Annotated in this window: 24 protein-coding genes; 13 read left to right on the top strand and 11 right to left on the bottom strand. The window is 71.1% G+C overall.

Going from position 1 to position 25,335, the window contains the following annotated elements:
- Positions 1–128: 128 nt before the first annotated feature.
- Positions 129–1,505: a malonyl-CoA decarboxylase family protein gene (locus VMD91_15350; GenBank protein ID HTW85444.1), complete on the bottom strand. Its 1,377-nt coding sequence runs from the start codon at positions 1,503–1,505 to the stop codon at positions 129–131.
- A gap of 93 nt (positions 1,506–1,598) precedes the next feature.
- Here VMD91_15350 and VMD91_15345 point away from each other — a divergent pair, with 93 nt between their 5' ends.
- Positions 1,599–2,129 (top strand): hypothetical protein, encoded by a 531-nt coding sequence (locus VMD91_15345; protein HTW85443.1) that lies wholly within the window; start codon positions 1,599–1,601, stop codon positions 2,127–2,129.
- A 3-nt stretch (positions 2,130–2,132) separates the two neighbouring features.
- Here VMD91_15345 and VMD91_15340 read toward each other — a convergent pair whose 3' ends face one another.
- From VMD91_15340 to VMD91_15325, 4 genes are all read right to left on the bottom strand, one after another.
- Entirely contained in the window at positions 2,133–4,679 is a 2,547-nt protein-coding gene (locus tag VMD91_15340; protein ID HTW85442.1) for an MBOAT family protein, read from the bottom strand.
- A 96-nt stretch (positions 4,680–4,775) separates the two neighbouring features.
- On the bottom strand, positions 4,776–5,612 hold the full coding sequence (locus VMD91_15335) for a xanthine dehydrogenase family protein subunit M (protein HTW85441.1): 837 nt from the start codon (positions 5,610–5,612) through the stop codon (positions 4,776–4,778).
- On the bottom strand, positions 5,609–7,951 hold the full coding sequence (locus VMD91_15330; protein ID HTW85440.1) for a molybdopterin cofactor-binding domain-containing protein: 2,343 nt from the start codon (positions 7,949–7,951) through the stop codon (positions 5,609–5,611). The genes VMD91_15335 and VMD91_15330 overlap by 4 nt, the downstream gene beginning before the upstream one ends.
- A complete protein-coding gene (locus VMD91_15325) occupies positions 7,951–8,529 on the bottom strand; it encodes a (2Fe-2S)-binding protein (GenBank protein ID HTW85439.1) in 579 nt (192 codons plus the stop codon). Before VMD91_15325 ends, VMD91_15330 begins: the two co-directional genes overlap by 1 nt.
- Positions 8,530–8,662: 133 nt before the next feature.
- Between VMD91_15325 and VMD91_15320 the strand changes: the two genes are divergently transcribed.
- The 5 genes from VMD91_15320 to VMD91_15300 are packed head-to-tail and all read left to right on the top strand — an operon-like array spanning position 8,663 to position 12,231.
- Positions 8,663–9,550 carry a MoxR family ATPase gene (locus tag VMD91_15320; GenBank protein HTW85438.1) on the top strand — a complete coding sequence of 296 codons (888 nt, stop codon included), beginning with the start codon at positions 8,663–8,665 and terminating at the stop codon, positions 9,548–9,550.
- Positions 9,547–10,692 (top strand): VWA domain-containing protein, encoded by a 1,146-nt coding sequence (locus VMD91_15315; protein HTW85437.1) that lies wholly within the window; start codon positions 9,547–9,549, stop codon positions 10,690–10,692. Before VMD91_15320 ends, VMD91_15315 begins: the two co-directional genes overlap by 4 nt.
- Positions 10,689–11,003, top strand: coding sequence for an XdhC family protein (locus tag VMD91_15310; protein ID HTW85436.1), 315 nt, complete (start codon positions 10,689–10,691; stop codon positions 11,001–11,003). The genes VMD91_15315 and VMD91_15310 overlap by 4 nt, the downstream gene beginning before the upstream one ends.
- Positions 11,000–11,794, top strand: a complete 795-nt coding sequence (locus VMD91_15305; protein ID HTW85435.1) for an XdhC/CoxI family protein — start codon at positions 11,000–11,002, stop codon at positions 11,792–11,794. Before VMD91_15310 ends, VMD91_15305 begins: the two co-directional genes overlap by 4 nt.
- Positions 11,791–12,231, top strand: a complete 441-nt coding sequence (locus tag VMD91_15300; GenBank protein ID HTW85434.1) for an SRPBCC family protein — start codon at positions 11,791–11,793, stop codon at positions 12,229–12,231. Before VMD91_15305 ends, VMD91_15300 begins: the two co-directional genes overlap by 4 nt.
- Here the strand turns inward: VMD91_15300 and VMD91_15295 are convergent.
- Together VMD91_15295 and VMD91_15290 are read right to left on the bottom strand one after the other, a co-directional pair.
- Positions 12,228–12,473: a hypothetical protein gene (locus tag VMD91_15295; GenBank protein HTW85433.1), complete on the bottom strand. Its 246-nt coding sequence runs from the start codon at positions 12,471–12,473 to the stop codon at positions 12,228–12,230. The two genes, VMD91_15300 and VMD91_15295, sit on opposite strands and share 4 nt — an antisense overlap.
- Positions 12,474–12,496: 23 nt before the next feature.
- Positions 12,497–12,889, bottom strand: a complete 393-nt coding sequence (locus VMD91_15290; GenBank protein HTW85432.1) for a c-type cytochrome — start codon at positions 12,887–12,889, stop codon at positions 12,497–12,499.
- Positions 12,890–13,072: 183 nt separating this feature from the next.
- Here VMD91_15290 and VMD91_15285 point away from each other — a divergent pair, with 183 nt between their 5' ends.
- Together VMD91_15285 and VMD91_15280 are read left to right on the top strand one after the other, a co-directional pair.
- Complete coding sequence (locus VMD91_15285; GenBank protein ID HTW85431.1) at positions 13,073–14,734, top strand: PQQ-dependent dehydrogenase, methanol/ethanol family; 1,662 nt, start codon at positions 13,073–13,075, stop codon at positions 14,732–14,734.
- Positions 14,735–14,765: 31 nt separating this feature from the next.
- Complete coding sequence (locus VMD91_15280; GenBank protein ID HTW85430.1) at positions 14,766–16,769, top strand: acetoacetate--CoA ligase; 2,004 nt, start codon at positions 14,766–14,768, stop codon at positions 16,767–16,769.
- On the opposite strand, the gene VMD91_15275 is transcribed toward VMD91_15280, so the two are convergent.
- Complete coding sequence (locus tag VMD91_15275; GenBank protein HTW85429.1) at positions 16,742–17,305, bottom strand: helix-turn-helix domain-containing protein; 564 nt, start codon at positions 17,303–17,305, stop codon at positions 16,742–16,744. The two genes, VMD91_15280 and VMD91_15275, sit on opposite strands and share 28 nt — an antisense overlap.
- A 75-nt stretch (positions 17,306–17,380) precedes the next feature.
- Between VMD91_15275 and VMD91_15270 the strand changes: the two genes are divergently transcribed.
- Genes VMD91_15270 through VMD91_15255 form a run of 4 tightly spaced genes read left to right on the top strand, consistent with a single transcriptional unit; the run spans position 17,381 to position 20,951 of the window.
- Positions 17,381–18,364, top strand: coding sequence for a saccharopine dehydrogenase NADP-binding domain-containing protein (locus tag VMD91_15270; GenBank protein ID HTW85428.1), 984 nt, complete (start codon positions 17,381–17,383; stop codon positions 18,362–18,364).
- A gap of 37 nt (positions 18,365–18,401) precedes the next feature.
- Positions 18,402–19,712 carry a homoserine dehydrogenase gene (locus VMD91_15265; GenBank protein HTW85427.1) on the top strand — a complete coding sequence of 437 codons (1,311 nt, stop codon included), beginning with the start codon at positions 18,402–18,404 and terminating at the stop codon, positions 19,710–19,712.
- Positions 19,709–20,170 (top strand): TlpA disulfide reductase family protein, encoded by a 462-nt coding sequence (locus tag VMD91_15260; protein HTW85426.1) that lies wholly within the window; start codon positions 19,709–19,711, stop codon positions 20,168–20,170. Before VMD91_15265 ends, VMD91_15260 begins: the two co-directional genes overlap by 4 nt.
- A gap of 19 nt (positions 20,171–20,189) precedes the next feature.
- Positions 20,190–20,951 carry a hypothetical protein gene (locus tag VMD91_15255; protein ID HTW85425.1) on the top strand — a complete coding sequence of 254 codons (762 nt, stop codon included), beginning with the start codon at positions 20,190–20,192 and terminating at the stop codon, positions 20,949–20,951.
- Between the two features lie 9 nt (positions 20,952–20,960).
- On the opposite strand, the gene VMD91_15250 is transcribed toward VMD91_15255, so the two are convergent.
- Positions 20,961–21,665: a hypothetical protein gene (locus VMD91_15250; protein HTW85424.1), complete on the bottom strand. Its 705-nt coding sequence runs from the start codon at positions 21,663–21,665 to the stop codon at positions 20,961–20,963.
- Between the two features lie 41 nt (positions 21,666–21,706).
- Here VMD91_15250 and VMD91_15245 point away from each other — a divergent pair, with 41 nt between their 5' ends.
- Positions 21,707–22,342 carry a YoaK family protein gene (locus VMD91_15245; protein HTW85423.1) on the top strand — a complete coding sequence of 212 codons (636 nt, stop codon included), beginning with the start codon at positions 21,707–21,709 and terminating at the stop codon, positions 22,340–22,342.
- On the opposite strand, the gene VMD91_15240 is transcribed toward VMD91_15245, so the two are convergent.
- The gene (locus VMD91_15240) at positions 22,339–23,721 is read right to left on the bottom strand and encodes an NCS2 family permease (GenBank protein ID HTW85422.1); all 1,383 of its coding nucleotides are present in this window, start codon (positions 23,719–23,721) and stop codon (positions 22,339–22,341) included. The genes VMD91_15245 and VMD91_15240 overlap by 4 nt on opposite strands.
- A gap of 15 nt (positions 23,722–23,736) precedes the next feature.
- The gene (locus VMD91_15235) at positions 23,737–25,284 is read right to left on the bottom strand and encodes an ABC transporter substrate-binding protein (protein HTW85421.1); all 1,548 of its coding nucleotides are present in this window, start codon (positions 25,282–25,284) and stop codon (positions 23,737–23,739) included.
- Positions 25,285–25,335: the final 51 nt, after the last annotated feature.

The following is a 25,335-nucleotide window of genomic DNA, read 5'->3' as shown; positions in this document are numbered from 1 at the left end:
AGGCCCTCGCCGTCGGCGAGGACCTTCGTGGTGCGAAGCGCGCGAGCGCCGCTATCGCAAGACGAAGTACCGCCGACCGCTGGTGCGGGTGCGCATCATTCGCATCATGGACGCGGCGGTCGTGCGGATCATTGCGGGGACGGTACCACGTCGGCCGACGCCGCGTCAAGGGACGAACGCCGCCGCCAGCGTGCCGGCAGCGCGCGCACGGCGCCCAGCAAGCGGTCGAGCGGCGAGCGGCGCTCGGTCGCGGCGGCCGCCGCTTGCTCTTCTTCCGCGGCGGTCGCGAGGCCGCGCACGGAGGCGGACGCCGCGATGCGGTGCTCGGCGGCGTAGGCGACCTGGTTCGCGCCGACCCGGTCGAGCGCGTAACGGTAGTTGACCATCAACCCGTACGATTGCTCGACCCCGTGCTGGCTCGGATCGCCGAGCCAGTTGACGCGATCGGCGCTGGCGCCGTTGCCGAGGTGGAAGCGTTCGACCGCGTCGCGCGGCGCGCCGTCGGCGCGCTTCGCCGCGACGAGATACTGCGCGCCCAGCCGCAGCATCGGCTCGCGCAGCTCGGCCGTCAGCGTCGCGTCGCGCTGCCAGCCCGGCGTCGCCAGCGCCTGGCGCACGAACGCCGGCACGGCGTCGCCGCGCGAGCGCAGCCACGCGGCGAAGCCCGGCATCGGCGAGAGCGTCGCGAACGTGCGCAGCTTCGGCAGGTCGTTGCGCAGCCGCTCGACGCAGCGCTTGATCAGCGCGTTGCCGAGCGGAATGCCGGTCAACCCGGGCTCCGCGCTGGTGATCGAGTAGAAGGTCGCGGCGCGCGCCTGCGCCGGATCGACGCGCGGTGCGTCGCGGTTGAGGATGGCGCGAATCGTGGCCGGCGTCTCTTCGGTCAACGCGACCTCGGTGAACGCGAGCGGCACGTCGGGGAGCGCGGGATGGAAGAACGCGTAGACGCGCCGGTCCTCGTCGAGCCGGTCCTTGAGGTCGAACCAGCCGCGCACGGCGTGCACCGCTTCGGAGCGCGCCAGGCGCTCGAGGAGCGCGGCGGAGTCTTGCCACGTCAGCCGGCGCAGCTCGAGGATGCCGACGTCGAAGCGCGAGGCCAAGAAGCGCCGCAGGTCGTCGTCGAGCGCGGCCAGCTCGGCCTTCTCGCCGCCCGGCGCGAGGCGCAGCAGGCCGGCGCGCAAGGTCAAGATCAGCCGCAGCTCGCCCGGCGGTCCGGCCAGGTGACCCAGGACGCGGTCGCGCGCAGGCTCCAGGGCGACGCGCAGCTCGCCCAACGCGCGCCGCCAAGCCACCGGTTCGGCGGCCAGGTGCACGGTTTCGAGCGCCATCTCGACGTGGGCCGGATCGACGTCGAGCGCGTCCAACCGGCGCAGTAACGCGAGCAGCTCGTCGTCGCCGGCGGACGCGATCGCGTCGCGCACCACCACCACGTGCTCGCGCGCGGCGAGATCGCCGGCCGGCAGATGTCGCAGGGCCTCGATCGAACGCTCGACGTCACGACGCATGCACCACTCCTAACCGCCCGCCGCCCCGAAGAGGTTCTCGGCCCCCACCAGGCGGGCCCCCGTTTGTAGGCGGCACGAAAAACGCTGCCTACGATGGCTGCTATGGCGAACATCGACAAGGCTGACTTCGTCGGACCGGCCGACGTGGTGGCGGCGCGCTTCCAGGACCGAACCGAGGCCGACGCCGTGCGCACGAAGATCGAAGCGATGGGCTACTCTCCCGAAGAAGTCTCGTACGTTGCCAATCCCGAGAAATGCTCGGCCACGTTCACCGACCCGGGCAGCCACTGGGCACGGATGGCGCTCGGCGGCGCCGCCGTCGGCGGTGCCGGAGCCGGTTCCCTGGGTGCGGTCGTCGGAGCCGTCAGCCTCGGCAGCGCGGCGTTTCTCGGGCCGGTCGGACTGGTCGCGGGGGCCGCGATCGGCGGCGTGGTCGGATTGCTCCTCGGCGCCGGATTGCCGGACGGAACGGCGCAGACGTGCGCCCAGGCCGTCGAGGACGGCTCCTTGGTGATGGTCGTGCAAACGCACGCCGGCGACACCGACCGGGTGCGCGCCGCGCTGGGGCGTCACATCATCGGCGACCAGCGAGACGACTACAACGCCGCGACGCCGACGCCGTGAGCCTCAAAACCGGAAGTAGATGAACGGCTCGGACTGACCGGGCCACGCGCACAGCTCGAGCGCGAACAGCGCCGTTGCCGCCGCCGCGGCCTGCACGGCGACCGGCATGGCGCGCCAGTCCCAGCGTGCGCCGCGCTCCTGTGCGATCCCGATCCCGAGCGCGACCGCGACCGGCACCAACGGCCACACCACCAAGCCGCTCGGCCCGGCGCCGCCGGCGACCAGCGCGTGCGCGACGGTCACGACGTCGGCGAACGACTGCGCGCGAAACAGCACCCAGCCCACCGTCACCAGCAGAAACGTCACGCCGACCGCCGCGACCCGCGCGAGCCCGCGCGGCTCGATCAGACGCCGCCGGCCGCGCACCAGACGCTCGATGCACAACAGCGCGCCGTGATAGCCGCCCCAGGCGACGAAGGTCCAGTTCGCCCCGTGCCAGAGCCCGCCCAGCAGCATCGTGATCATCAGGTTGCGCAGCGTCGCGAGCGTGCCGCCGCGATTGCCGCCCAGCGGGATGTAGAGGTAGTCGCGCAGCCAGGTCGAGAGCGTGATGTGCCAGCGCCGCCAGAAAGCGGTGATGCCGGCCGCCAAGTACGGGCGGCGAAAGTTCTCCGGAAAGACGAACCCCAACAGGCGCGCGCTGCCGATCGCGATGTCGCTGTAGCCGGAGAAATCGAAATAGATCTGCAGCGCGAACGCGACCGTCGCGCACCACGCCGCCGGCGCGCCCGGGTGCGCCGCGACCGCGCCGTAGTAAGCGTCGGAGATCGGCGCGAACTGATCGGCGATCACCAGCTTCTTGATCATGCCGAGCACGATCTCGCGCACCCCGCGCTCGACCTGATCGGCGTCGGGCGCGCGCCACGCGTGCAGCTCGCCCAAGAAGCGCCCCGCCCGCACGATCGGCCCCGCCAGCAGCTGCGGAAAGAACCCGATGTAGAGCGCGTAGTGCAGCAGGTTCGACTCCGGCTTCACCCGCTCGCGGTAGACGTCGACCAGATACGAGATGCTCTGAAAGGTGTGAAAGCTGATCCCGACCGGAACCAGCCAGCTGACCGCCCACGGATCGCTCGGCAGGTGGAGCGCGAGCGCGAGGTTCGCGGTCACGAAGTTCGCGTACTTGAAGCTGGCCAGAAACGCCACGTTGGCCCCGACCCCGGCCGCCAAGAGCCAGCGGCGAGCGCGTATGCCCGGCCGCGCCAGCAGCAGCGCGACGACGAAGTCGCTCAGCGTCAAGGTCAGCAGCAGGAGCACGTACGACGCGTTCCAGCGCGCGTAGAAGTAATAGCTCACCAGCAAGAGCCAGCTCCAGCGCAGGCGCCGCGGCAAGGCGTAGAACACCAATCCCACCAGCAGCAGGAAGAGCACGTAGTCGTAGGACTGCGGCGGGAGCGGCACGCCGATCTCGAGCGCCGCGCGCAGCGCGTGCAGCAGCGGCGGCAGGACCGGCCGCGGCGCGGCGGCGGGGGCCGCCGGAACGGGCGGCGGTGCGGTCGGCGGCGCGCCGAGCGCGGCGCGGACGTCGCGTCCGAGCAGCTCGCTGAAGCGCCGGCTGCCCGCGCGGTCGAGATGATCGTGGTCGGCGAACAGCGCCGGGCGCTCGAGCGCGACGTAGGCGTCCTGCGGGATGACGTGCACGTCGCCGGCGCGCGCGAACGCGAGCACGGTTCCGCTGGGCGGCGGCGGCAACGCGCGATGCACCGGGCGGGTCGGGATGCGCACGAAGACGACGGGAACGCCGGCGGCGCGATATCGCGCGATCAGCGGCCCGAGCCAGCGGCGGCGATAGGCGGCGTAGGTGGGGCTGTCCTGGGGGACCGGCAGCACCTGGCGTTCCATCTCCGTCGCTTCCGCCGGCGAGACCCAAGCCGGCTCGACGATCGTGCCGCGCGCGAAGTCGACCCGCAAACCGGTCAGCGTGGTGGTGAACGGATGCGCGCCCTGCGGCGGGAACTCGTCGGCGGGCGGCGCGCGCAGCGCGGCGGCGCGGGCCTCCGGATCGGCCAGCAGCTCTTGCGCGTCTTGGCGCAGCTCGGGGCCGCGCAGCGTCATGTCGGCGCCGACTTCGAGCTGCAGCGGCGGGCTGCCGAACGAGCCGGCGAAGCGCGGCACCTCCGTCGGCGTCAGCGTGTCGACCAGCATGCGCGCGTCGACCGGGTGATCGTCGGCGTCGAGGCTGCCGATCGCGCTCGTGTCGTCGCCGTAGCTGTCGAACGGAACGACGAGCGCGCGATAGCGACGCGGATCGGGATCGAGCGATCGATCGAAGTAGTACCACGTGCGCGGCGTCGTCCCCGGAACGCCGGCGTTGACGAACCGCAGTCCGCCGCTCGCGGCGCCGGCGACGAGCGGGTCGAGGCCGCCGTAGATCCGCGAGTCGCCCAGCACCAGCACGTCGCGCGCCGGATCGGGGCGCCACGCGCCGAGCTGCGCGAGCGCGCGCTCGAAGATCGCGGTGCTCGAAGCCGGATCGAGCACGCGCCGGTACACCGGCGCGTAGAAGAGGACGAGGTTGGCGAGGGCCAGTAGCAGCGCGGTCGCTCCCGCCACGACCGCGAGGCGACGCCAGCCGCGGTCAGGCACGCGGAAACGAGGGAGCCCGGCGGATCACGCCGGGCTCTTGGGGTCGAACGCCGGAAATCCCGCTTAGCGCGCCGCGGCCTTGGCGACCGCGCGTGCGGCGTACACGTCGGCCATCGCGCTGCGGTACGCCGGCGAGGCGAACACGTCGCCGCGCGCGTCGACGCCCGCCGCCGTTCCGGCCGTCGCCGCCTGCACCGCTTTGGCATCACCCGGCGAGACGCCCGCGAGCGCCTTCTCGACGCCGGCGGCACGAAACGCCCGGTCGCCCACGCCGGTGACCGCGATGCGCGCGCCGCTCGGCGCCAGCACCGCGGCCGCGCCGACGACGGCGTAGTGCGAGGCCGGATGGTGGTACTTGACGTACGCCGACTTGGGCGCGGCGTCGAACGCGATCTCGGTCAGGACTTCGTCCGGCGCGAGCGCCGTCTCGAACAAGCCGCGGAAGAACTCGCCGGCCGTGACCTCGCGTTTGCCGCGCTTGCCGATCACGGTGAAGGTCGCATCGAGCGCCAGCAGCACGGCCGGATAATCGGCGGCCGGATCGTTGTGCGCGCTCGAGCCGCCGATCGTGCCGCGGTTGCGGACCTGCGGATCGCCGAGCTCGTTGGCCGCGTCCCACAGCGCGGGCGCGCTCTTGGCCAGCGCCGCGCTGGCCGCGATGGCGGCGTGCTTGGTGAGCGCGCCGATGCGCACGCGGTTGCCCTCGACGCGAATCGCGTCGAGCTGCGGGATGCCGCCGATGTCGATCAACGTCGCCGGCGTCGCGAGGCGCAGCTTCATCGCCGGGATGAGGCTGTGGCCGCCGGCGAGGAGCTTGCCGTCCTCGCCGTGCTCGCTCAGGAGCGCGATCGCTTCCTCGACGCTCTTGGCGCGGACGTAGTCGAACGCTGCCGGAATCATCGCACCGTTCCGTTCTGCTTCGTTTGCATCGCCGCCCAGAGTTTCTCCGGTTTGAGCGGCATGTCGAGGTGGCGAACGCCGAAGGCGCCCATCGCGTCGATGACGGCGTTGGCGACGGCCGGCGTCGAGCCGATCGTGCCGGCCTCGCCGATCCCCTTGATGCCCAGCGGATTGACCGTCGTCGGGGTCACCGTCGAGTCGAGGTCGGGCGAGATCAACATCGAGGCGCGCGGCGCCGCGTAGTCGAGCAGCGTGCCGGTCAGGAGCTGACCGTCCGGCGCGTACACGACCTCCTCGAACAGCGCTTGCGCGATCCCTTGCGCGAGGCCGCCGTGCAGCTGTCCCTCGACGATCAGCGGGTTGATGACCTTGCCGCAGTCGTCGACCGCGACGTACTTGACGAACGCGATCTCGCCGCTGCGCGCGTCGACCTCGACCACGCAGACGTGCGTTCCGAACGGGAACACGAAGTTGGGCGGCTCGAAGCGGCGCGTCGCGTCCAGGCCCGGCTCGACGCCGTCGGGCAAGTTGGTGGCGAGGAACGCGAGGAAACCGACCTCGGCGATCTTCATCGACTTCGACGGGTCGCCTTTGATCTGCAGCTTGCCCTCGCGGTACTCGACGTCGTCGGGATTCGCTTCCCACTGGTGCGCCGCGATCTTGATCGCCTTGGCGCGGATGTCGCCGATCGCCAGCATCAGCGCCGCGCCGCCCACCGGCGTGCCGCGCGAGCCGAACGTGCCGACGCCGTACTGCACCTTGTCGGTGTCGCCGTGCACGATCGTCACTTGGTCGATCGGGACGCCCAATTCGTCGGCGACGATCTGCGCGAACGTCGTCTCTTGGCCCTGGCCGTGCGGCGAGACGCCGGTCAGCACGGTGACCGAGCCGGTCGGCTCGACGCGCACCGTCGCCGAGTCCCACCCCGCGCCGCCCAGCGCCTTGGACGGGCCCATGCCGCAGACCTCGACGTAGGTCGAGACCCCGATGCCCAGATAACGCCCCTCGGCGCGCAGCTTCTTCTGCTTCGCGCGCAGCCCGTCGTAGTCGACGATCGCCAGCGCCTTCTCGAGGGCCGGCACGTAGTTGCCGGTGTCGTACGTCAAGCCGGTCGGCGTCGCGTACGGGAAGTCGCCGGGCTGGATGAAGTTCTTGCGCCGCACCGCGACCGGATCGAGGCCCAGATCGTGCGCGACCAGATCGAGCGCGCGTTCGACCAAGAAGGTCGCTTCGGGCCGCCCCGCGCCGCGATAGGCGTCGGTCGCCATCGTGTTGGTGAACACGCCGTGGACCGTGCAGCCAATGGCGGGATACTTGTAGCAGCCGGCCAGCATCAGCATCGTGAGCGTCGGCACGGTCGGGGTGAGCAGCTGATGATACGCGCCCAGATTGGCGGTGATCTCGACCTTGAGGCCGAGCACGGTGCCGTCGTTCTTGACGGCGACCTCGACGTCGTCGACCTGATCGCGGCCGTGCGTCATCGCCTGCAGGTTCTCCGAGCGCGTCTCCACGTACTTGACCGGCCGCTCGAGCGTGCGCGAGGCGAACGCCAGCGCGACGTCCTCGGCGTACACGTTCAGCTTGGCGCCGAAGCCGCCGCCGACTTCCGGGGCGATGACGCGGATGCGGTTCTCGCCCAAGCCCAGCATGATCGCCAGCTGCGTGCGCAACAGATGCGGGATCTGGGTCGAGACGTAGATCGTCAGCTGCGCCTCGCCCGGATTCCAGCTGGCCAGCGTCGCGCGCGTCTCCATCGGGATCGCGGCCAACCGCTGGTTGACGATGCGGCCCTTGACGATCTTGTCCGCGTTCGCGAACGCCGCGTCGAGGTCGCCGAACACCGCCGGCAGCGTGTAGGCGACGTTGGTGCCGAGATCGGCGTGGACGTAGGGCGGGCCGGCCTTGGCTTTGACCGCGTCGACGACGGCCGGCAGCTCTTCGTACCCGACGCCGACCAGGTCGGCCGCGTCGCGCGCCACGTAGCGGTCCTCGGCGATCACGATCGCGACCGGCTCGCCGACGAAGCGTACCTCGTCGGTCGCCAGCGCGTAGTGCGGCGGCCGCTTGAGGTCGGGCATCGCGTTGTTGCACGGCAGCGAGGCGGTGATCCCGCCTTTGACCAAGTCCTCGGCGGTGTAGACCGCGACGACGCCGTCGAGTGCCAGCGCGGCGTCTTTGTCGATGCCGGTGATCTTGGCGTGGCCGTACGGCGAGCGCACGAACGCGGCGTGCAGCAGGCCGACCATCTTGACGTCGTCGACGTAGGTCGCGCGCCCGGTGATGAGGCGGGGGTCTTCGCGGCGCGTGACGCGCGCGCCGACCATCGTGGTGAACGCCATCAGACGGTCTCCGGGCTCAGCTCGGGGTGTTCGATCTGCTCGCCGGTCAGCGGCGGCTTCTCGGCGGGCGGCGTCAGCGACAACAGCTCGGCGATCGAATGGCGCGGCGCGGACGCGCGCACCGCGTCGGCGGCGGCCTTGACCGCTTTGACGATGTTCTCGTAGCCGGTGCAACGGCATAGGTTGCCGTCGAGCCCGGAACGGATCTCCTCTTCGCTCGGGTCAGGCGTGCGCGCGATCAGGTCGATCGCGCTCATGATCATGCCGGTCGTGCAGTAGCCGCACTGCAGACCGTGCTTGGCCCAGAACGCTTCTTGCATCGGGTGCAGCGCGTCGCTGTGCCCGATCCCCTCGATGGTGGTGACCTCGCGGCCGGCGGCCTGGACGGTGAGGACCGTGCAGCTCTTCACCGACACGCCGTCGAGCAGCACGGTACACGCGCCGCAGCTCGAGGTGTCACAGCCGACGTGCGTTCCCGTCAGGCCGAGGTAGTCACGGATGGCGTGGACCAGGAGCAAACGTGGCTCGCACTGGATCGACGCGCGCTTTCCGTTGACGGTCAGCTCGATCGTCTGCATCAGACGCTTCTCTCCCTGAAAAGTAGCGGACGCCGAAGTTCCCCTGGGGTGACTCGAATCTCCTTGCCGCCCAGCGGCATGCATGAAGCAAGCGGATTCCAGGATCGGTCCGGGCGGCTGCGAAGCCTCGCGCATGGCGCACGCGGTCGACGTCGAGGACCTCCGTCACCGTCTGTTGCAGGCCGGGTACGTCGCGGACGTGGGCCTGGCGACCGCCCTCGCCTGCGCGGTCAGCCTCGAACGCGGCGTCCTGTTGGAGGGCGACGCGGGCGTGGGCAAGACCGACGCGGCGCGCGCGCTGGCTCGCGTCTTCGACGCGCAGCTGCTGCGCCTGCAGTGCTACGAGGGCCTGGACCTGGCCAGCGCGGCCTACGACTGGAACTACGGCAAGCAGCTGCTGGCGATCCGCAGCGCCGAAGGCGCGCACGAACGGCCGCCCGATCTGTATGCCGACGATTTCTTGATTCGCCGGCCGCTGCTCGCCGCGCTGGGGGCGAACCGCGAGCGCGGCATCGTTCTGCTGGTGGACGAGATCGACCGCGCCGACGACGAGTTCGAAGCGTTCCTGCTCGAGTTCTTGTCCGACTACGCGATCACGATCCCGGAACGCGGGACGATCGCCGCGGTCCACCGGCCGATCGTCGTGCTGACCTCGAATCGCACCCGCGACCTGCACGACGCGCTCAAGCGGCGCTGCTTCTACCACTGGATCGGACATCCGTCGGTCGCCCGCGAGCTGGAGATCTTGCGCCTGCACTTGCCCGCGGTCGCACCCGAACTGGCCGCCGACGTCGCGCGCGGCACCGCGGCGCTGCGCGAGCAAGGCTTGCGTAAGCCGCCCGGGATCGCCGAGTCGCTCGACTGGGCGCAGACCCTGCAGCTGCTCGGCGCGAACCGGCTCGACGCCGAGGTCTTCGAGCCCTCGCTGGGCGCGGTGCTCAAGTATCCCGAGGACGTCGCGCTGGCGCGCAGCGTGGCCGGCGCGATCATCGCTCGCGCGCGCGGCGAAGGCGCGGCGTGAGCGACGCCGCCGCGCTGGCGGCCGCCTTCGACGGCGCGCTGCGGGCCCAAGGCGTGGTGGCCGGCGCGCGCCGCGCGTTGACCTTCGCCGAGGTGCTGCACGCCCTGCCGCCGCGCTCGACGGCCGATCTCTATTGGCGCGCCCGCGCGGCGATGCTGCCCTCGATCGACGATCTCGAGCGCTTTCACGCCGCGTTCGTGCGCTGCTTCGCGCCCGGCGACGACGACGCGCTGCGCCGGCTGACCGAGTCGGTCCCGGCGCCCCCGCCGCTGCCCGAGGACGCGGCGCGGCGGCCCTCGCTGCCGCCCGCGCCGTCCGAGGACCGCGCGCAGGGTGAGGACGCGCGCCGAGCGCCCGAGCAGTGGGTGCTGGCCGCCTCCGACGAACGGCTGGCCGAACGCGACTTCGAAGCGCTCAGCGCCGACGAGCAGGCCGCCATCCTGCGGCTGATCTCGCGCGTGCGCGTCGCCGCCGAGGCGCGCGAGTCGCGCCGCCGCCGCGCCAGCCGCGGCGGCGACCGGTTCGACTTTCGCGGCACGCTGCGCGGCGCGGCGCGCACGCACGGCGAGCTGCTGCGGCGCCGCGCGACCGCGCGCCGCCACACGCTGCGCCCGCTGGTCTTCCTGCTCGACGTCTCCGGCTCGATGGAACCGTTCGCGCGCGCGCTCTTGCAGTACGCGCGCGTCAACGCGATCGCGCGGCCGCGCGTGCGCGCCTTCGCGTTCGCGACCCGGCTGACCGACCTGGCGCCCTCGCTGCGCCGGGCCGACGACCGCCGGCTGATGGCGACGCTGGCCCAGACGATCCGCGACTTCGGCGGCGGCACGCGCATCGGCGCCGCGCTGCGCGCCTTCAACGACGGCTACGCCCAGCGCGGCCTCGCCCGCGGCGGCACGGTCGTCATCCTCTCCGACGGGTGGGAGCGAGAGGACCCCGAGCTCGTGCGCCGAGAGATGGAGCGCCTGCGCCGGCTGACCCGCCGCATCGTGTGGGTCAACCCGCACAAGCGGCATCCGGCGTACGAGCCGTTGGCGCGCGGGATGGCGGCCGCTCTGCCGTATCTCGACGCCTTCGTCTCGGGTCATAACGTGCGGACGTTGGACGCCGTGGCCGACGCCATCGAAGGGAGAACCACCGTATGACCGACGTGCTGGACGCGATCGAGCGCTGGCGAGGGGAAGGCCAGCGGGTCGCGATCGCGACCGTCGTCGGGGTCGAGCGCTCCGCGCCGCGCGATCCCGGCTCGGCGCTGGCCGTCAACGAGCGCGGCGAGGTCGCCGGCTCGGTCAGCGGCGGGTGCGTCGAGTCGGCCGTCTACGAAGAGGCGCAGGACGCGATCGCGACCGGCCGCCCGCGCCTGGTGACCTACGGCATCAGCGACGCCGACGCGATCTCGGTCGGATTGACCTGCGGCGGCACCATCCACGTCTTCGTCGAACGGTTGGACTGGTGATCTTCGACCGCTTCGCGGCCGCGCTGCGCACCGACACGCCGGTCGCGCTGGTCACGCGGTTGGACGGCGAGCACGCCGGCGCCAAGCTACTCGTCTTCAAGGACGAGGTGTTCGGCGATCTGGGGACCAGGGGGCTGAACGAAGCGGCCGTCGCCGAAGCGCGCGCCCAGCTCGCGCTGGGGCAGAACACGCTGCGCAGCTTCGGCGAGGACGGCGAGCCGATCGGCATGGAGGTGCGCGTCTTCATCGCCGCCTACGCGCCGGCACCGAGCATGTACATCTTCGGCGCGATCGACTTCTCGCGCGCGATGGCGCGCATCGGCAAATACCTGGGCTATCGCGTCGTCGTCGTCGACGCCCGGCCGATCTTCGCCACCAAGCAGCGCATCCCGGACGCCGACGAGATCGTCGTCGCGTGGCCCGACGAGTACCTGCGCGGCGCGCGCGTCGACGAACGCAGCGCGCTGATCGTGCTCACGCACGACGTCAAGTTCGACATCCCGCTGCTGGAGGTCGCCGTGCGCACCAGCGCCGGCTACATCGGTGCCATGGGCAGCCGCCGCACCCACGCCAACCGGCTCGCAGCGCTGCGCGCGGCCGGGATCGGCGAAGCCGACATCGCGCGCGTCAGCGCGCCGATCGGCCTGGACATCGGGGCGCGCACGCCGGAAGAGACCGCGATCTCGATCGCCGCCGAGATCGTCGCCCTGCGCGAGGGTCGCAGCGGCGGCCGCCTCTCCGAAGGGAGTTTGCCCGTGCACGTCCCGCGCTCGACGGTCAGCCTGTCATGATCATCGACGACTCGTTCGACGTCGATGCCCCGGTCGACAAAGTTTGGCCGCTGCTCAAGGACGTCACCAAGGTCGCGAGCTGCATCCCCAACGCCAAGATCACCGACGTCGTCGACGACAAGACGTACAAGGCGACGGTCAAGGTCAAGGCGGGCCCGGTCGCGGTCGACTACGGCGCGACGATCTACGTCGAGGAGTTCGACGAGGCGACGCACACCGCACGCTTGCGCGTGCAGGGCAATGAGTCGCGGGGGCGCGGCGGCGTCAAGGCCAGCGTCGTCTCGCAGGCGACCGACACCGGCGGGAAAACGCACGTCACCCTGCACACCGACGCGCAGATCAGCGGCATCGTGGCGACGGTCGGCGGCCGCCTCATCGAGGGCGTCGCCAAGAAGACCGTCGCCGAGTTCGCCGCCAACTTGGCGAAGCTGCTCTAACCGCTCGCGGGGCGCGCCGCCTTCGCGGCGGTGCGCGCCTTGGCGGTCGTCGTCGCCTTCGCGGGGGCCTTCTTCTTCATCGCGGTTGGCTGCGTCGCGGATCGCTGCGCGGCTTGCTGCACGGCCTTCGGCGGCGGATCTTGCGTGAAGATCGTCGTTTGCGCGAACGCGACCGACGGCGCCGCGGCCAGGGCCGCGGCAACGGCGAGTGCTCGCATCGTGGGGATTTTCACAGAACGCATGCAGTCGGCGTACCCAGCCGCGGCTAGTACGGCAACGTGAGCGCCTTCGCTTTTGCGTCCGTGAGCGGCGAGGTGCCGCTCGCCGGATGGTGGTTCGCCTTCAGCAAGAACGCCATGATCGCCGCGTATGACGCCGGTTTGAGTGAACCCGGCGCGTCGGCCGGCATCTGGGTCGAAAGGACGGCGTACACTTCGGACGCGCTCGGGGACCCGGCCACGTTCGCGCTCAGCAGTGAGGGTGCGCTCACACCTTGCAGTTGGGCGCCGTGACACGTGCTGCAGCGGGCGGCGAACAGTTTGGCACCCTGCGCCGCTTGCGCGGCCGTGTACGGAGCGGGCGCGGGCGTCGCGGCGAGCGCGGCGGCCGAGAGCAGGACGGCGCCCAGCGCCGTCAGGGGCACGAACGAGCGATGCACCGCGCCCTTGTACGCCGTGCGGGGGAGCCGCCCTCTTCGACGCGAAGGCATCCGGCGAAGGAAGTTTCCTCTTCCTGCGGCAGCCGGCGGTGACGGGTTTCACTCACGGCCCGCTCGCCGCGCACTCGTTCTATCAGGGAGAATCGTGTGACCGCATCACTCCTACGATCCGTTCTCTCCACCGTGATCGCCGGCGCGCTGCTCGTCCCCGCCGGCAGCGCGCTCGCGCAGACCACCAGCGGCGACGGCGCCACCTGGCCGGTCTACGCCCGCACGCTCTCGGGCCACCGCTATAGTCCGCTCACCCAGATCTCGACCGCGAACGTCAACACGCTCGGAACGGCGTGGAAGAACGTCTTGGGTCCGCCGATCGGCATGGAAGCCACGCCGATCGTCATCCACGGCGTGATGTTCGTGACGACCGGCAAATCCGCCGTCTACGCGCTCGACGCGAAGACCGGCAAGAAGCTGTGGAGCTACGTCTATCCGCTCTCGCCGGCCGCGTTCCCGCACTCGTGCTGCAACTACGACAACCGCGGCGTGACGCCGTTCGGCAACACCGTCGTGATGGGCACGCTCGACGCGCATCTGGTCGCACTCGACCAGAAGACCGGCAAGGTCGTGTGGAACACGACGGTCGCCAACGTCAACGACGCCTACACGATCACCAGCCCACCGCTGCCGGTCAAGAACATGCTGATCACCGGCGTCGGCGGCGGTGAGTTCCCGACCCGCTGCTTCATCGCGGCGTACGACGGCGCGACCGGCAAGCTGCTCTGGAAGCACTACACGATCCCGTCCAAGGGCGAGCCGGGCTACGACACCTGGGGTATCCCGGGCAACGCGGAACGCGGCGGCGGCGCGACCTGGCTGCCGGGCGCGTACGACGCCAAGACGAACACCCTCTACTGGGGCGTGGGCAATCCGAATCCCGACTGGGATCCCAACGGCATCAAGGGTTCGCTGCTCTACACCAGCTCGATGCTGGCGCTCAACGCCGACACCGGCGCGATGAAGTGGTACTACCAGTTCACCCCGCACAACTTCTACGACTACGATGCGGTCGGGCAACCGGTGCTGGCCGACATTCCGATCGCCGGCAAGCGGGTTCCCGCGCTGGTGCAAGCCGATCGCAACGGCTACCTCTACGTGCTCAACCGCCATACCGGCAAGCTGGTGTACGCGGTGCAGTACCTGGACAAGGTCAACTGGGCCAGCGTCTCGCGCGACGGCGTCATCACCATCAACCGGCAACAGCTCGCGACCGCGAAGGCGCACAAGCCGTTCGCGCTCTACCCGGCCGTGATCGGCGGCGCGAACTGGGAGCCGCCCGCATACGATCCGGTCCATCACCTGTTGTTCGTTCCGGCCCTGGAGAGCTGGCAGACGGTCACGCCCGAGAAGACCGTCGACTTGCACCCGAAGAAAGGCGCGCTGAACTTCGGCGGCCTGCCGGGCGGACCGGGCGCGTTCGCCGGCAGCATCTCGGCCTGGGATCTGACCACCGGCACGAAGGTGTGGAAACACCACTTCCGCTCGCCGGCGTTCGGCGGCGCGCTCGCCACGAAGGGCGGGCTCGTCTTCGTCGGCGAGATGGACGGCAAGCTCGACGCGTTCGACGAGCTAACCGGCAAGGAGCTGTGGTCGGCGCCGACCGGCAGCGGCATCACCGCTCCGCCGATCAGCTACCTGCTCGGCGGCAAGCAGTACATCGCGGTATCGGTCGGACAGGGCGGCGTCTTCCCGCTCGTCTTCCTGCCGTTCACCCCGTGGCTGAAGAACGTTCCGCCGACCTCGGCCGTCTTCACCTACGCACTGCCCGCGACCACCGCGTCGGCGCAGTAACAACCCCGACCGCCGCGAAGTCCGGGTCCCGATGACGGAAGGGACGCTCCTCTGGACCCCGGACCCCGCGGCGGTGGAGGCCAGCCAGGTCGCACGATTCGTGCGCTGGCTGGCCGCCGAACGCGGCGTGCGCGTCGCGTCGTACGAAGAGCTCTGGCGCTGGTCGGTGACCGACCTCGACGGTTTCTGGAGCGCGATCTGGGCGTTCTTCGCGATCCGCTCCGACGCGCCGTACGCGCAGGTCGTCGACCGCCGCACGATGCCCGGCGCGATCTGGTTCGCCGGCTCGCGCGTCAACTACGCCGAGCACGCGTTGCGCCGCGCCGAGAGCGCGCCCGCCGACGAGGTGGCGCTCGTGCACAGCTCCGAGCTGCGCCCGCTGGCGACGACGACCTGGCACGAGCTGGCGGCGCAGGTGCGACAGGTCGCGACGCACCTGCGCGCGCTGGGCGTGCAGCCCGGCGACCGCGTCGCGGCGTACATGCCGACGATTCCCGAGACGGTGGTCGCGATGCTGGCGACGATCGCGATCGGCGCGGTCTGGTCGTCGGCGGCGCCGGAGTTCGGCGCGCGCACCGTCATCGACCGCTTCGCGCAGATCGAGCCGGCCGTGCTGCTGGTCGCCGACGGGTACCGTTTCGGCGGCAAGGACTTCGATCGCGCCGCCGAGATTCGCACCATCCTCGCCGAGCTGCCGACGGTCCGGACGGTGGTGTGGCTGCCGTACCTGCGCCCCGACGCGACCACGCCGCCGGTCGACGGTGCGCTGCGCTGGGACGAGCTGCTCGCCGGCGCGCCGGTCGCGGCCGACGCGTTCGCGTTCGAGCGCGTCGACGCGCAGCACCCGCTGTGGATCCTGTTCTCGTCCGGCACGACCGGCTTGCCGAAGGCGATCGTGCACGGTCATGCCGGCCTGGTCGCCGAGCACCTCAAGAGCACGGTGCTGGCGCAAGACCTCAGCCCCGCGACGCGGATGTTCTTCTACACCACGACCGGCTGGATGATGTTCAACGCGCTGTGCTCGGCGCTGTTGGCCGGCTCGTCGATCGTGCTCTACGACGGTCATCCGGCGTATCCGGGACCGGAGCTGCTCTGGCGACTCGCGGAACAAAGCCGCGCGACCACCTTCGGCGCCAGCCCGACCTACGTGCAGATCATGCAGAAAGCCGGCATCGTGCCGCGCGAGCGCTTCGATCTCTCCGCGCTGCGCGGCGTGCTGCTGACCGGCTCGCCGGTGACGCCGGAATCGACCGCGTGGTTCTACCAGAACGTCAAGGCCGATCTCGCCGTGACCTCACCCTCGGGCGGGACCGAGCTGTGCGCGGGCCTGGTCGGCGGTACGCCGATGCTGCCGGTGCGCGCGGGCGAGATCCAAGCGCGACTGCTCGGCATGGACGTCCACGCCTGGAACGAGGACGGCCAGGAAGTGATCGACGAGGTCGGCGAGCTGGTCGTGACCAGCCCCGCGCCCTCGATGCCGCTCTTCTTCTGGAACGATCCCGGCGACCGGCGCTACCGCGAAACGTACTTCGAGCGCTTCCCGGGCGTGTGGCGGCACGGCGACTTCATCAAGATCAACCGGCGCGGCGGCGCGTACATCTACGGCCGGTCCGACGCGACGCTCAACCGGTTCGGCGTGCGCATCGGTTCGGCCGAGATCTATCGCGCCATCGAACGGCTCGACGCGATCGCGGACAGTCTGATCGTCTGCCTCGAGCAGCCCGGCGGCGCGTTCTGGATGCCGCTGTTCGTGCGGCTCGCGCCGGGCGCGGTGCTCGACGACGAGCTGCGCGCGCGGATCGCGGCGACCTTGCGCGCCGACTGCAGCCCGCGCCACGTCCCCGACGAGGTGCACGCCGTCGACGCGATCCCCTACACGCTGACCGGCAAGAAGATGGAGATTCCGGTCCGCCGCATCCTCGGTGGGACGCCGCCGGACAAAGCCGCCAGTCCCGACGCGATGATGGACCCGCGCGCGCTCGACTGGTACGTCGACTTCGCGGCGCGTCAGCGGGCGGCGGCGACGAGCGCCTGAGCCGCGGCGCGCAGGACCGGCGTGGCCTCGTCGGCCGCGAGCACCTGCGCGCTGACGAAGGCGCCGTTGATCAGCACCAGCAGCTGCGCGGCGAGCTCGGCGGGATGCGCGACCTCGAGCCGGCGCGCGATCGCTTCGAGGCGCCCGCGCAGGGCCTGTTTGTGGGCGGCCGCGACGACGCGGGCGGGGTGATCGGCGGCCGGGAACTCGGCCGCGACGTTCAACTGCGGACAGCCGCGGTAGTTGGGCCGCGCGAGGCGCTCCCCGATCCAGGCCATGTGCGCGTCGAGCTCGGCGTGCGGGTCGCCCGCGTGCGCGCGCGCGACGGCGTCCCAGTGCGCCCAGAAGTCCTCGTCCTCGCGACGCAGGAAGGCCGCGATCAGCTCGTCCTTGGTGCCGAAGTGGCGGTACAGGCTCGTCTTGGCGACCCCGGCGACCTCGACGACCCGGTCGACCCCGACCGCGTGGACCCCCTCGCGATAGAACAGCTCCGCGGCGGTGGCGAGGATGCGCTCGCGCGGATCGGTCGTGGCCATGCTTGATATGATACAGACCTGTCTGTTTTAATGCAAGCTCCAGCGCAACAGACCGGTCTGTATCGGGAGGGTTCCATGACCATCGCAGTCGTCGGCGCGACGGGACACACCGGCCGCTTCGTCCTGGCGGAGCTCGTGCGGCGCGGCATCCCCGCCGTGGCCATCGGCCGTGTCCCGGCCAAGCTGGCGGCGCTCGCCGCGGCGCCCGGCGTGCAGACCCGCGTGGCGGCGATCGACGACCCGCTCGCGCTCGATCGCGCGCTCGCCGGCACCGACGCGGTCATCCACTGCGCCGGACCGTTCCTCGACACGGCCGTGCCCGTTATCGCTGCCGCCCTGCGCGCGCGCATCCACTACGTCGACCTGACCGCCGAGCAGATGAGCGCGCTCTCGACCTTCCTTGCGTTCGACGCGCCGGCGCGCGCGGCGGGCATCGTGCTCGCGCCCGCCGCGGGCTTCTTCGGCGGCCTGGGCGATCTGGTGGCGACCAGCGCGCTGGGCGATTGGGCGCAAGCCGACGAGGTCGAGCTGCGGATCGCGCTCGACCACTGGTGGCCGACGCGCGGCACCCGCGAGACCGGCGCGCGCAACGCGTTCGCGCGTTTGGTTCGCGAGCACGGAACCCTGGCGGTGCTGCAGCCCGGCAGGCACGGCGGGTGGGACGCCGGCGCGCCGTTCGGCACCGTGCAGCTGGTGCCGATGCCGTTCAGCGAGATCGTCCTGATGGCGCACCATCTCAACGTGTCGACGCTGCGCAGCTTCCTGAGCGAGAACGCACTGCGCGACGTGCGCGATGGCGCGACGCCCGAGCCGCTCGCCGCCGACGAACGCGGGCGCTCCACGCAACGCTTCGTGCTGGAAGCGCTCGCGCGCAAGGACGGCGCCGAACGCCGCGCGCGCGTGCGCGGACGCGACATCTACGCGGTCAGCGCGCCGCTGGTGGTGGAAACCGCGACCCGTCTGTGCGCGGGCGCCGGCGCGCCGGGTGCCCGCGCGCTGGGCGAGCTGTTCGACGCCGACGCATTCCTGGACGCGCTCGGCGAGCACCTCGCACGCTGAACAAGGTCGGCCGCGTCGCCTCCGGAAGAAGCGCCCGATGCAACCGGTGCGAATCGGCCTGCTCGGGATCGGGACCGTCGGCGGCGGTACGTATCGCGTCCTCGAGCGCAATCGTGAAGAGATCGCCCGGCGCGCCGGACGACGGATCGAGGTCGCCTGGGTCGGCGCGCGCGACGTGGCCAAGGCGCGCGCCGTCGTCGGACCCGACGTCCCGATCGTCACCGATCTCGTGCGCGCGGTCGCGGATCCGTCGATCGACATCGTCGTCGAGGTGATCGGCGGCACGACCGTTGCCAAGGACGCCGTGCTGGCGGCGATCGCGCACGGCAAGCACGTCGTGAGCGCCAACAAGGCGCTGCTCGCGCTCCACGGCAACGAGATCTTCGCCGCCGCCGGCGCCAACGGCGTGATGGTCGCGTTCGAAGGAGCCGTCTCCGGCTGCATCCCGACCATCAAGGTCATCCGCGAAGGCTTGGCCGCCAACCGCATCGAGTGGATCGCCGGCATCGTCAACGGTACCAGCAACTTCATCCTCTCCGAGATGCGTGCCAAGAAGCTGCCGTTCGCGACCGTGCTGGCCGAAGCGCAGCGCCTCGGCTACGCCGAAGCGGATCCGACCTTCGACGTCGCGGGGATTGACGCGGCGCACAAGCTCACGCTGCTCTCGGCGATCGGGTTCGGCATCCCGGTGCAGTTCGACAAGGCCTACGTCGAAGGCATCACGCAGCTGACCGATCGCGACATCACCTACGCCGAAGAGCTCGGCTACCGCATCAAGCTGCTGGCGATCACCAAACGCACGCCCGAGGGGATCGAGCTGCGGGTCCATCCGACGCTGATTCCGGCCGAACGGCTCATCGCCAGCGTCAACGGCGCGATGAACGCCGTGCTCGTGAAGGGCGACGCCGCCGGCGTCACGCTCTACTACGGCGCCGGTGCCGGCGCCGATCCGACCGCGTCGGCGGTGCTGGCCGACGTCATCGACGTCACCCGGCTGATGCGCGCCGAACCGGAAGAGCGCGTCCCGCACCTGGCGTTCCAGCCCGAGTCGCTCAGCGACGTGCGCATCCTGCCGATCGGCGACGTCGAGACGTCCTACTATCTGCGGGTGCGCGTCACCGATCAGGTCGGCGTGCTGGCCGACATCGCGCGCACGCTGGCCGACGCCGGCATCTCGATCGACGCGATGCTGCAGCAAGGCCCGGGCGACACGCTCGGCGAGACCGACATCGTCATCCTCACCCACCGCACCCGCGAGCGCAACTTCGACGCCGCGCTCGCCAAGCTCGTGCAGTTGCCGGCGATCCGCCCGGAGTACACGCGCATTCGCCGCGAGGATCTGGGGTGAACGCCGACGCCGCGCAGGTCGCGTTCGCCGCGCCGCTGGTCGCGGCGGTCGGACGGCCGGCGCCGAACTTCGTCGTCGACGGCCTCGACGGCACGCCGGTCAGCGCGCGTCGCTTTCGCGGCCGGCCACTGTTCATCAACGTCTTCGCCAGCTGGTGCGGGCCGTGTCGCATCGAGCTGCCCGGCATCGTGCGCAGCTACGCGCGCTACGGGCCGCGCGTCGCGTACCTCGGCGTCGACGAGCAAGAGCCGCCCCAGACCGTCAGCCGCTTCGCGCACCAGATGGGGATGCGCTACCCGCTCGGAATCGACCAGGGCCAGTTGGAGGCGAGCTACCGAGCACACCAGATCCCGACCAGCATCTTCGTCGACCGCCGCGGCGTGGTCCGGGCCTACTACAAGGGCCCGATCCCGGTCGACGTCCTCGAGCGGGACCTGGCGCTGATCGCGGGAACGTAAGCCGCGGGAGGGCGCGGCCATGCGGCGAGCGAGCTTCATCGGCGGAACGGCGGCGACGCTGGCCCTGACGGCCGGCGGCAGGGCGATGGCGCAGACGCCGCGGCTGGGAACACGCGTGACCCTGGCCGGTCTGTTGGCCGCCTATCCGAGCGCGACCGCCGGCGACGTCGTGCAATACGAGCTCGGCTTCGGCGCGCAGTACGACAAGCAGATCGGCTTCGGCGACGAGCACGACCGGGACGTCGCGCGCCGGTACGTCGAGACGCAGGTCGGCAACGGCGATCACGCGTGCAATCCCAACACGCTCAAGAAGATCTACCTCAGCCAGCGGCACTTTTCGAACGTCTTCACGCCGTACGCGGCCGCGGTCTACGTCGCCCGTTCGAGCAACATGATGACCCGCTGGGGCGACGGCGTCGGTCCGGCGGCGGCGCCGCTCCTGCTGTTGGACGCGAAGACGCTCTACGATCCGCGACCGGCGCGGGTCACCGCCGTCGGGCACGAGCGCCTCACGATGCGCAACACGACGGTGACGACGACGCGCGTCGCGGGCCGCTACGACCACGCGCTGGACGGACGGCTGCACACCTTCGAGCTGTGGCTCTCGCCCGACGTCCCGCTGGCGCTGGTGCGCATGGATGCGACCGCACCGGGCCTCGATCCCTACAGCCTCTCGCTCTACACCTTCGGACGCGCCTTCAAGACCTCGCTGGCGATGTCGCTCGACACGGTGCGGCTGCTGACCGGGAACACCGGCGACGTCCCGGTGCTCGCGCAGTAGGCGCGACCGCTACGCGGTCACCAAGAACAGGGTGAACTTCGCCTCTTGCGCCTGGTTGACGGCGGCGACGCCGGCCGGAACGAGCAGCGCGCCCGGGACCAGATGCCGGCGCAGGTCGGCCAGCACGACCTCGACCGGGTCGCTCGAGATGCTGTAGGTCAGCGCGATCGCGTTCGCCAGTCCGGTCAGGGCGTTGTTGCAGGCGAAGAACGACGCGCCGCGCTTGGCCAGCGCCGTCAGCGAGCCGTCGTGATAGAACCCGTGCGGCGCGCTCGGCGCGTCGTGCGGGTCGAGCGACGAGGTCGCTGCCAGAAACGGGTTCGCCGTCGCGGACCCGGGCCGCGACACCGCGTCGCCACGGCGCTGCAGGATGCTCGCGATTTTATACTTCGCCCACGCCGCGTCGTCGACGAGCAAGGCGACGCCGGAGCCGTAGCACACGGCCGCGACGTGCGTCACGCCGGGCTCGCCGTAGTCGAAGTCGTAGGCGTTGAGCGTGTTGAGCGCATAGTGCAGCACGTCGCCGTCGGCCACTTTCGCCGTGCCGATGACCTGCCGGTGGGTCGCCGGCCGCGCCAACGCGGCGGCGATCGCCGGAAAGTCGAACGGCGATGGCCCGCTCGCGGCGAACGCCGTCGCCGGCGTCCCGGCGAGCGCCGACGCCGCGGCCAGCGTGGCGGTGCCGGCCCCCAGGAATGCTCCTCGTGTCGTCATGTGCGGATGCTTCGCCGGAGGCGATCGAGAACCGCTCCACCATGACCGCACCCCAGACGCGGCAGGCGGCCGCACTCGCGGCAGCGCTGGCGCTGGTGGCCGGCTTCTGCGACGGCATCGCCTACGTGCGCTGGGGCGCCTTCGCCGCGAACCAGACCGGCAACACCGTCCTGCTCGGCATCGCGGCCTATCACGGCGACGCGACGATGATCGAGCGGTCGTTAGGCGCGATCGCATCGCTGGCCGTCGGCGCGACGATCGCCTCGCTGCTGCGCACGCGCACCTCGTGTGTCGTCCCGCTCTCAGCCGAAGCGGCGACGCTCGCCGCCGCCTCGTTCGTACACGGACACGCGGTGCAGCTCGACGTCATCGCGTTCGCGATGGGCCTGCAGAATCAGGCGATCACGACCTTTGCCGGCGTGAAGCTCAACACGAGCTTCGTCACCGGGCACTACACGCAAATCGGCGTCGCCATCGGCGACATGCTGCTCGGCAAGGACCGCGATGGAGCGCAGCGGCGGTTGGTCATCCTGGCCGCCCTCGTCGTCTTCTACTGCGGCGGCGGCGCGGCGGCGGCGTGGTCGGCCGCACGGCTCGAGCACGCCCTGCTGCTCGTGGTTCCGATCGTGCTGGCGATCGCGTACGTCGCGCGCCGCACACCGGGGACGGTTCGCTAGCCGCCGGCCAGCCAGATGTAGCGGATCAGCAGCAGCACCGCGACGACGTAGAGCAGCGGGGCGACGGCCTTGCCGCGCCCGCTCAGCAGCATGATGGCGGCGTAGGCGATCACGCCGAAGCTCACGCCGTTGGCGATCGAGAACGTCAGCGGCATGGCGATGATCGTCAGGAAGACCGAGATGACCAGCGCGTAGTCGTCCCAGTCGACGTTGCGCAGGCTCTGCAGCATCATCGCGCCGACGACGATCAGCGCCGGCGCGGTCGCCGCCGCCGGGATCACGCCGGCCAGCGGCCACAGCACCGTCGAGCACAGGAACAGCAGGCCGACCGTCACCGCGACCAGTCCGGTCCGGCCGCCCTCGGCGATGCCGCTGGCGCTCTCGATGTAGGCCGTCGTCGTGCTGGTGCCGAGCGCCGCGCCGACCATCGCGGCCAAGCCGTCGCAGGCGAACGTGCGCCGCGCCCGCGGCATGTCGCCGTTCTCGTCGAGGACGCCGGCCCGCGCGGCCAGACCGACGAGCGTCCCGGTCGCGTCGAAGAAGTCGACGAAGAAGAACGTGAACACCACGACCGCCACGCCCAGGCCGAGCGCGGCGCGCAAATCGAGCGCGCCGACCAGGCCGCTCGGCCACATCGGCGTGGCGACGACGCCGTTCGAGAAACCGGCGAACGGAACCAGCGTGTCGTGCGGCCCCGGGTAGACCGCCGCGTGCGTGACGACGCCCAGCAGGGTCGCGCCGATGATGCCGTACAGCACCGCACCGGGGATGCGGCGCGCGAGCAGCGCCGCGGTGACGACCAGCCCGGCGAACGTGATCAGCGCGGGCGCGGCCGTAAGCGTTCCCAGCGTCACGAAGGTGGCGGGATTGGGGACGACGATGCCGGCGTTCTTGAGGCCGAGGAACGCGAGAAAGGCGCCGATGCCGGCGGTGACCGCGTTCTTGAGCGCCCACGGGATCGCGCGCACGACCGCTTGTCGGACGCCGAGCACCGAGAGCAGCACGAAAATCGAGCCCGAGACGAACACGGCCCCGAGCGCCGTCTGCCACGGGATCTTCTGCCCCAGCACGACCGTGTAGGCGAAGTACGCGTTGAGCCCCATGCCGGGTGCCTGGGCGAACGGATAGCGCGCGATCAGTCCCATCAACAGGCTGCCGATCGCGGCGGCCAGCGCCGTCACGACGAGCAGCTTGGCGAAGCCGTCCGGGATGCCGGTGATCGCGTTGCCGAGGACCGCAGGGTTGACGAACAGGACGTACGACATCGTCAGGAACGTCGTCAGTCCGGCCCGCACCTCACGCGGGATCGTCGATCCGGCGGCGGCGATGCCGAAGAAACGATCAAGCCCCGAGGGTCGAACGGCGGTCGCCTCGCGCATCCGGCGTCCTTTCGCCTAGGGGGCGACCGCCCACTCCCATGCGTTCCAAAAATCGCGGCCCAGCGGGTTTGGCCGAAAGTCGAACAGACGCGGCGCGACGGCGTACACGCTGCGCTCGAGTCCGAGCGGGATGATCGGGACCTGGTCGGCCAGGATGTCGCCGGCCGTGCGATACCAGCGCGCGCGCACGGCCGGATCGTAGGCCGCCGCACCCGCCGCTTCGGCGCGATCGAAGGCCGGATCGCACCAGCCCATCGCGTTGCCGCCCAGCGGCGGAACCGCGGCGCAGCCGAACAGGTACGAACGGTCGGGATCGAGCGTCGGCGACCACGACGTCAACGCCAGATCGAAGCGGCCGTTTTCGAGCACACCGCCCGCGTCGCGCGCGCCCCAGAACGTCGCTTCGGTCGACGAGCGGATCGTCGTCGCCACGCCGGCCCGCCGCAGGTCGTCGGCGATCTCGATCGCGGCGTCGGCGCTGCGCCGCCAGTCGCCGGCGATCGCGAGGTCGAGATGCAGGTGCAACGGCGAGAGCACGCGCGCAGCGGCGAGCGGATCGTAGCGCGGCAGCGGACGCCGGCCGTCGAAGGTGCGATCGAGCTGCACGCCGTCACCGGGGACCAGCGCGTCGCGATAGATCGTGCGTGCCAAGCGGGCGCGGTCGATCGCCTGCGCCAGCGCGCGGCGCACCCGTGCCGCGCGCAGCGCCGGCCGACGCAGGTTGCATTCCAGATAGTCGATCAGGTTGGTCGTGGTCGCGACGAGCCGCAATCCGCGGGCGCGCGCGGCGTCGATTTGCAGCCCGGTCAGGGGCACCGCATCGAGGTCGCCGGCCAGCAGCTCGACCAGACGGGTCGGCGCCGCCGGGACGATCTGCACGACGACTCGGTCGCTGCGCGCGTGACGCCACGCGTACGGGTTGCGCTCGAACTCCAACCGCTGCCCGCGCACCCAGCGCGTGAGGCGGAAGGGGCCCAAGCCCACCGGTTGCGTGTCGAGCACGCTGTGGTTCAACGACGGCAGCGCGGCAACGAGGTGGCGCGGGAGGATCGCGAACGGATCGTTCGCGCCGAGCGTGAGGAACGAGGCGACGAACGGCGCCCACGGACGCCGCAGGTGCACGACGAGCCGGTCGGGACGCGGCGCCGCGACGCTCACGATCGGCGCGACGGCCGACGTGTCCGGCACGGCGGTGCGCGGATCGCGCAACGCCGCGACGGTGAAAACGACGTCGCGGGCGTCGAACGGCGCGCCGTCGCTCCAGCGGCCGGTGCGAATCTCGTACACGATCGTGCGCCCGTCGCGCGAGATCAATCCGTTGGCTTGTGTCGGCACGCGCAATGCGCGGTCCGGGACCAACCGGCCGCGGTCGTCGACCAGGAACAGGTAGCCTTGCGTGAGTGGGCCCAACGACCAGCCGAAGGGCGTGTTCAGGATCGTGTCGAGCGAGTTGGGATCGCCGTCGATGACGAGCGTCGGCGGCCGCGCCGGCACCGCGCTCGCGGGGCCGAGCAGCACGGCGGCGAGGACGGCCGACGCCAGGGCGAACGGTCGCGCGAACATTCCTCGTCTGGTGCGAGACGGCGCCCTCGAAGGCCTGGCGCCGCCGTGACG

This window comes from Candidatus Sulfotelmatobacter sp., from assembly GCA_035504415.1.
Taxonomy (GTDB): Bacteria; Vulcanimicrobiota; Vulcanimicrobiia; order Vulcanimicrobiales; family Vulcanimicrobiaceae; genus Vulcanimicrobium.
The sequence above is the reverse complement of the archived record's forward strand: the minus strand, read 5'-3'. Positions and strand labels throughout refer to the sequence as shown.

Coding starts and splice junctions, on each gene's coding strand:
- VMD91_15350 (HTW85444.1), bottom strand. CDS start 1,505: ATGCGTCGTGACGTCGAGCGTTCGATCGAGGCCCTGCGACATCTGCCG.
- VMD91_15345 (HTW85443.1), top strand. CDS start 1,599: ATGGCTGCTATGGCGAACATCGACAAGGCTGACTTCGTCGGACCGGCC.
- VMD91_15335 (HTW85441.1), bottom strand. CDS start 5,612: ATGATTCCGGCAGCGTTCGACTACGTCCGCGCCAAGAGCGTCGAGGAA.
- VMD91_15330 (HTW85440.1), bottom strand. CDS start 7,951: ATGGCGTTCACCACGATGGTCGGCGCGCGCGTCACGCGCCGCGAAGAC.
- VMD91_15325 (HTW85439.1), bottom strand. CDS start 8,529: ATGCAGACGATCGAGCTGACCGTCAACGGAAAGCGCGCGTCGATCCAG.
- VMD91_15320 (HTW85438.1), top strand. CDS start 8,663: ATGGCGCACGCGGTCGACGTCGAGGACCTCCGTCACCGTCTGTTGCAG.
- VMD91_15310 (HTW85436.1), top strand. CDS start 10,689: ATGACCGACGTGCTGGACGCGATCGAGCGCTGGCGAGGGGAAGGCCAG.
- VMD91_15300 (HTW85434.1), top strand. CDS start 11,791: ATGATCATCGACGACTCGTTCGACGTCGATGCCCCGGTCGACAAAGTT.
- VMD91_15295 (HTW85433.1), bottom strand. CDS start 12,473: ATGCGTTCTGTGAAAATCCCCACGATGCGAGCACTCGCCGTTGCCGCG.
- VMD91_15280 (HTW85430.1), top strand. CDS start 14,766: ATGACGGAAGGGACGCTCCTCTGGACCCCGGACCCCGCGGCGGTGGAG.
- VMD91_15275 (HTW85429.1), bottom strand. CDS start 17,305: ATGGCCACGACCGATCCGCGCGAGCGCATCCTCGCCACCGCCGCGGAG.
- VMD91_15270 (HTW85428.1), top strand. CDS start 17,381: ATGACCATCGCAGTCGTCGGCGCGACGGGACACACCGGCCGCTTCGTC.
- VMD91_15265 (HTW85427.1), top strand. CDS start 18,402: ATGCAACCGGTGCGAATCGGCCTGCTCGGGATCGGGACCGTCGGCGGC.
- VMD91_15255 (HTW85425.1), top strand. CDS start 20,190: ATGCGGCGAGCGAGCTTCATCGGCGGAACGGCGGCGACGCTGGCCCTG.
- VMD91_15250 (HTW85424.1), bottom strand. CDS start 21,665: ATGACGACACGAGGAGCATTCCTGGGGGCCGGCACCGCCACGCTGGCC.
- VMD91_15245 (HTW85423.1), top strand. CDS start 21,707: ATGACCGCACCCCAGACGCGGCAGGCGGCCGCACTCGCGGCAGCGCTG.
- VMD91_15240 (HTW85422.1), bottom strand. CDS start 23,721: ATGCGCGAGGCGACCGCCGTTCGACCCTCGGGGCTTGATCGTTTCTTC.
- VMD91_15235 (HTW85421.1), bottom strand. CDS start 25,284: ATGTTCGCGCGACCGTTCGCCCTGGCGTCGGCCGTCCTCGCCGCCGTG.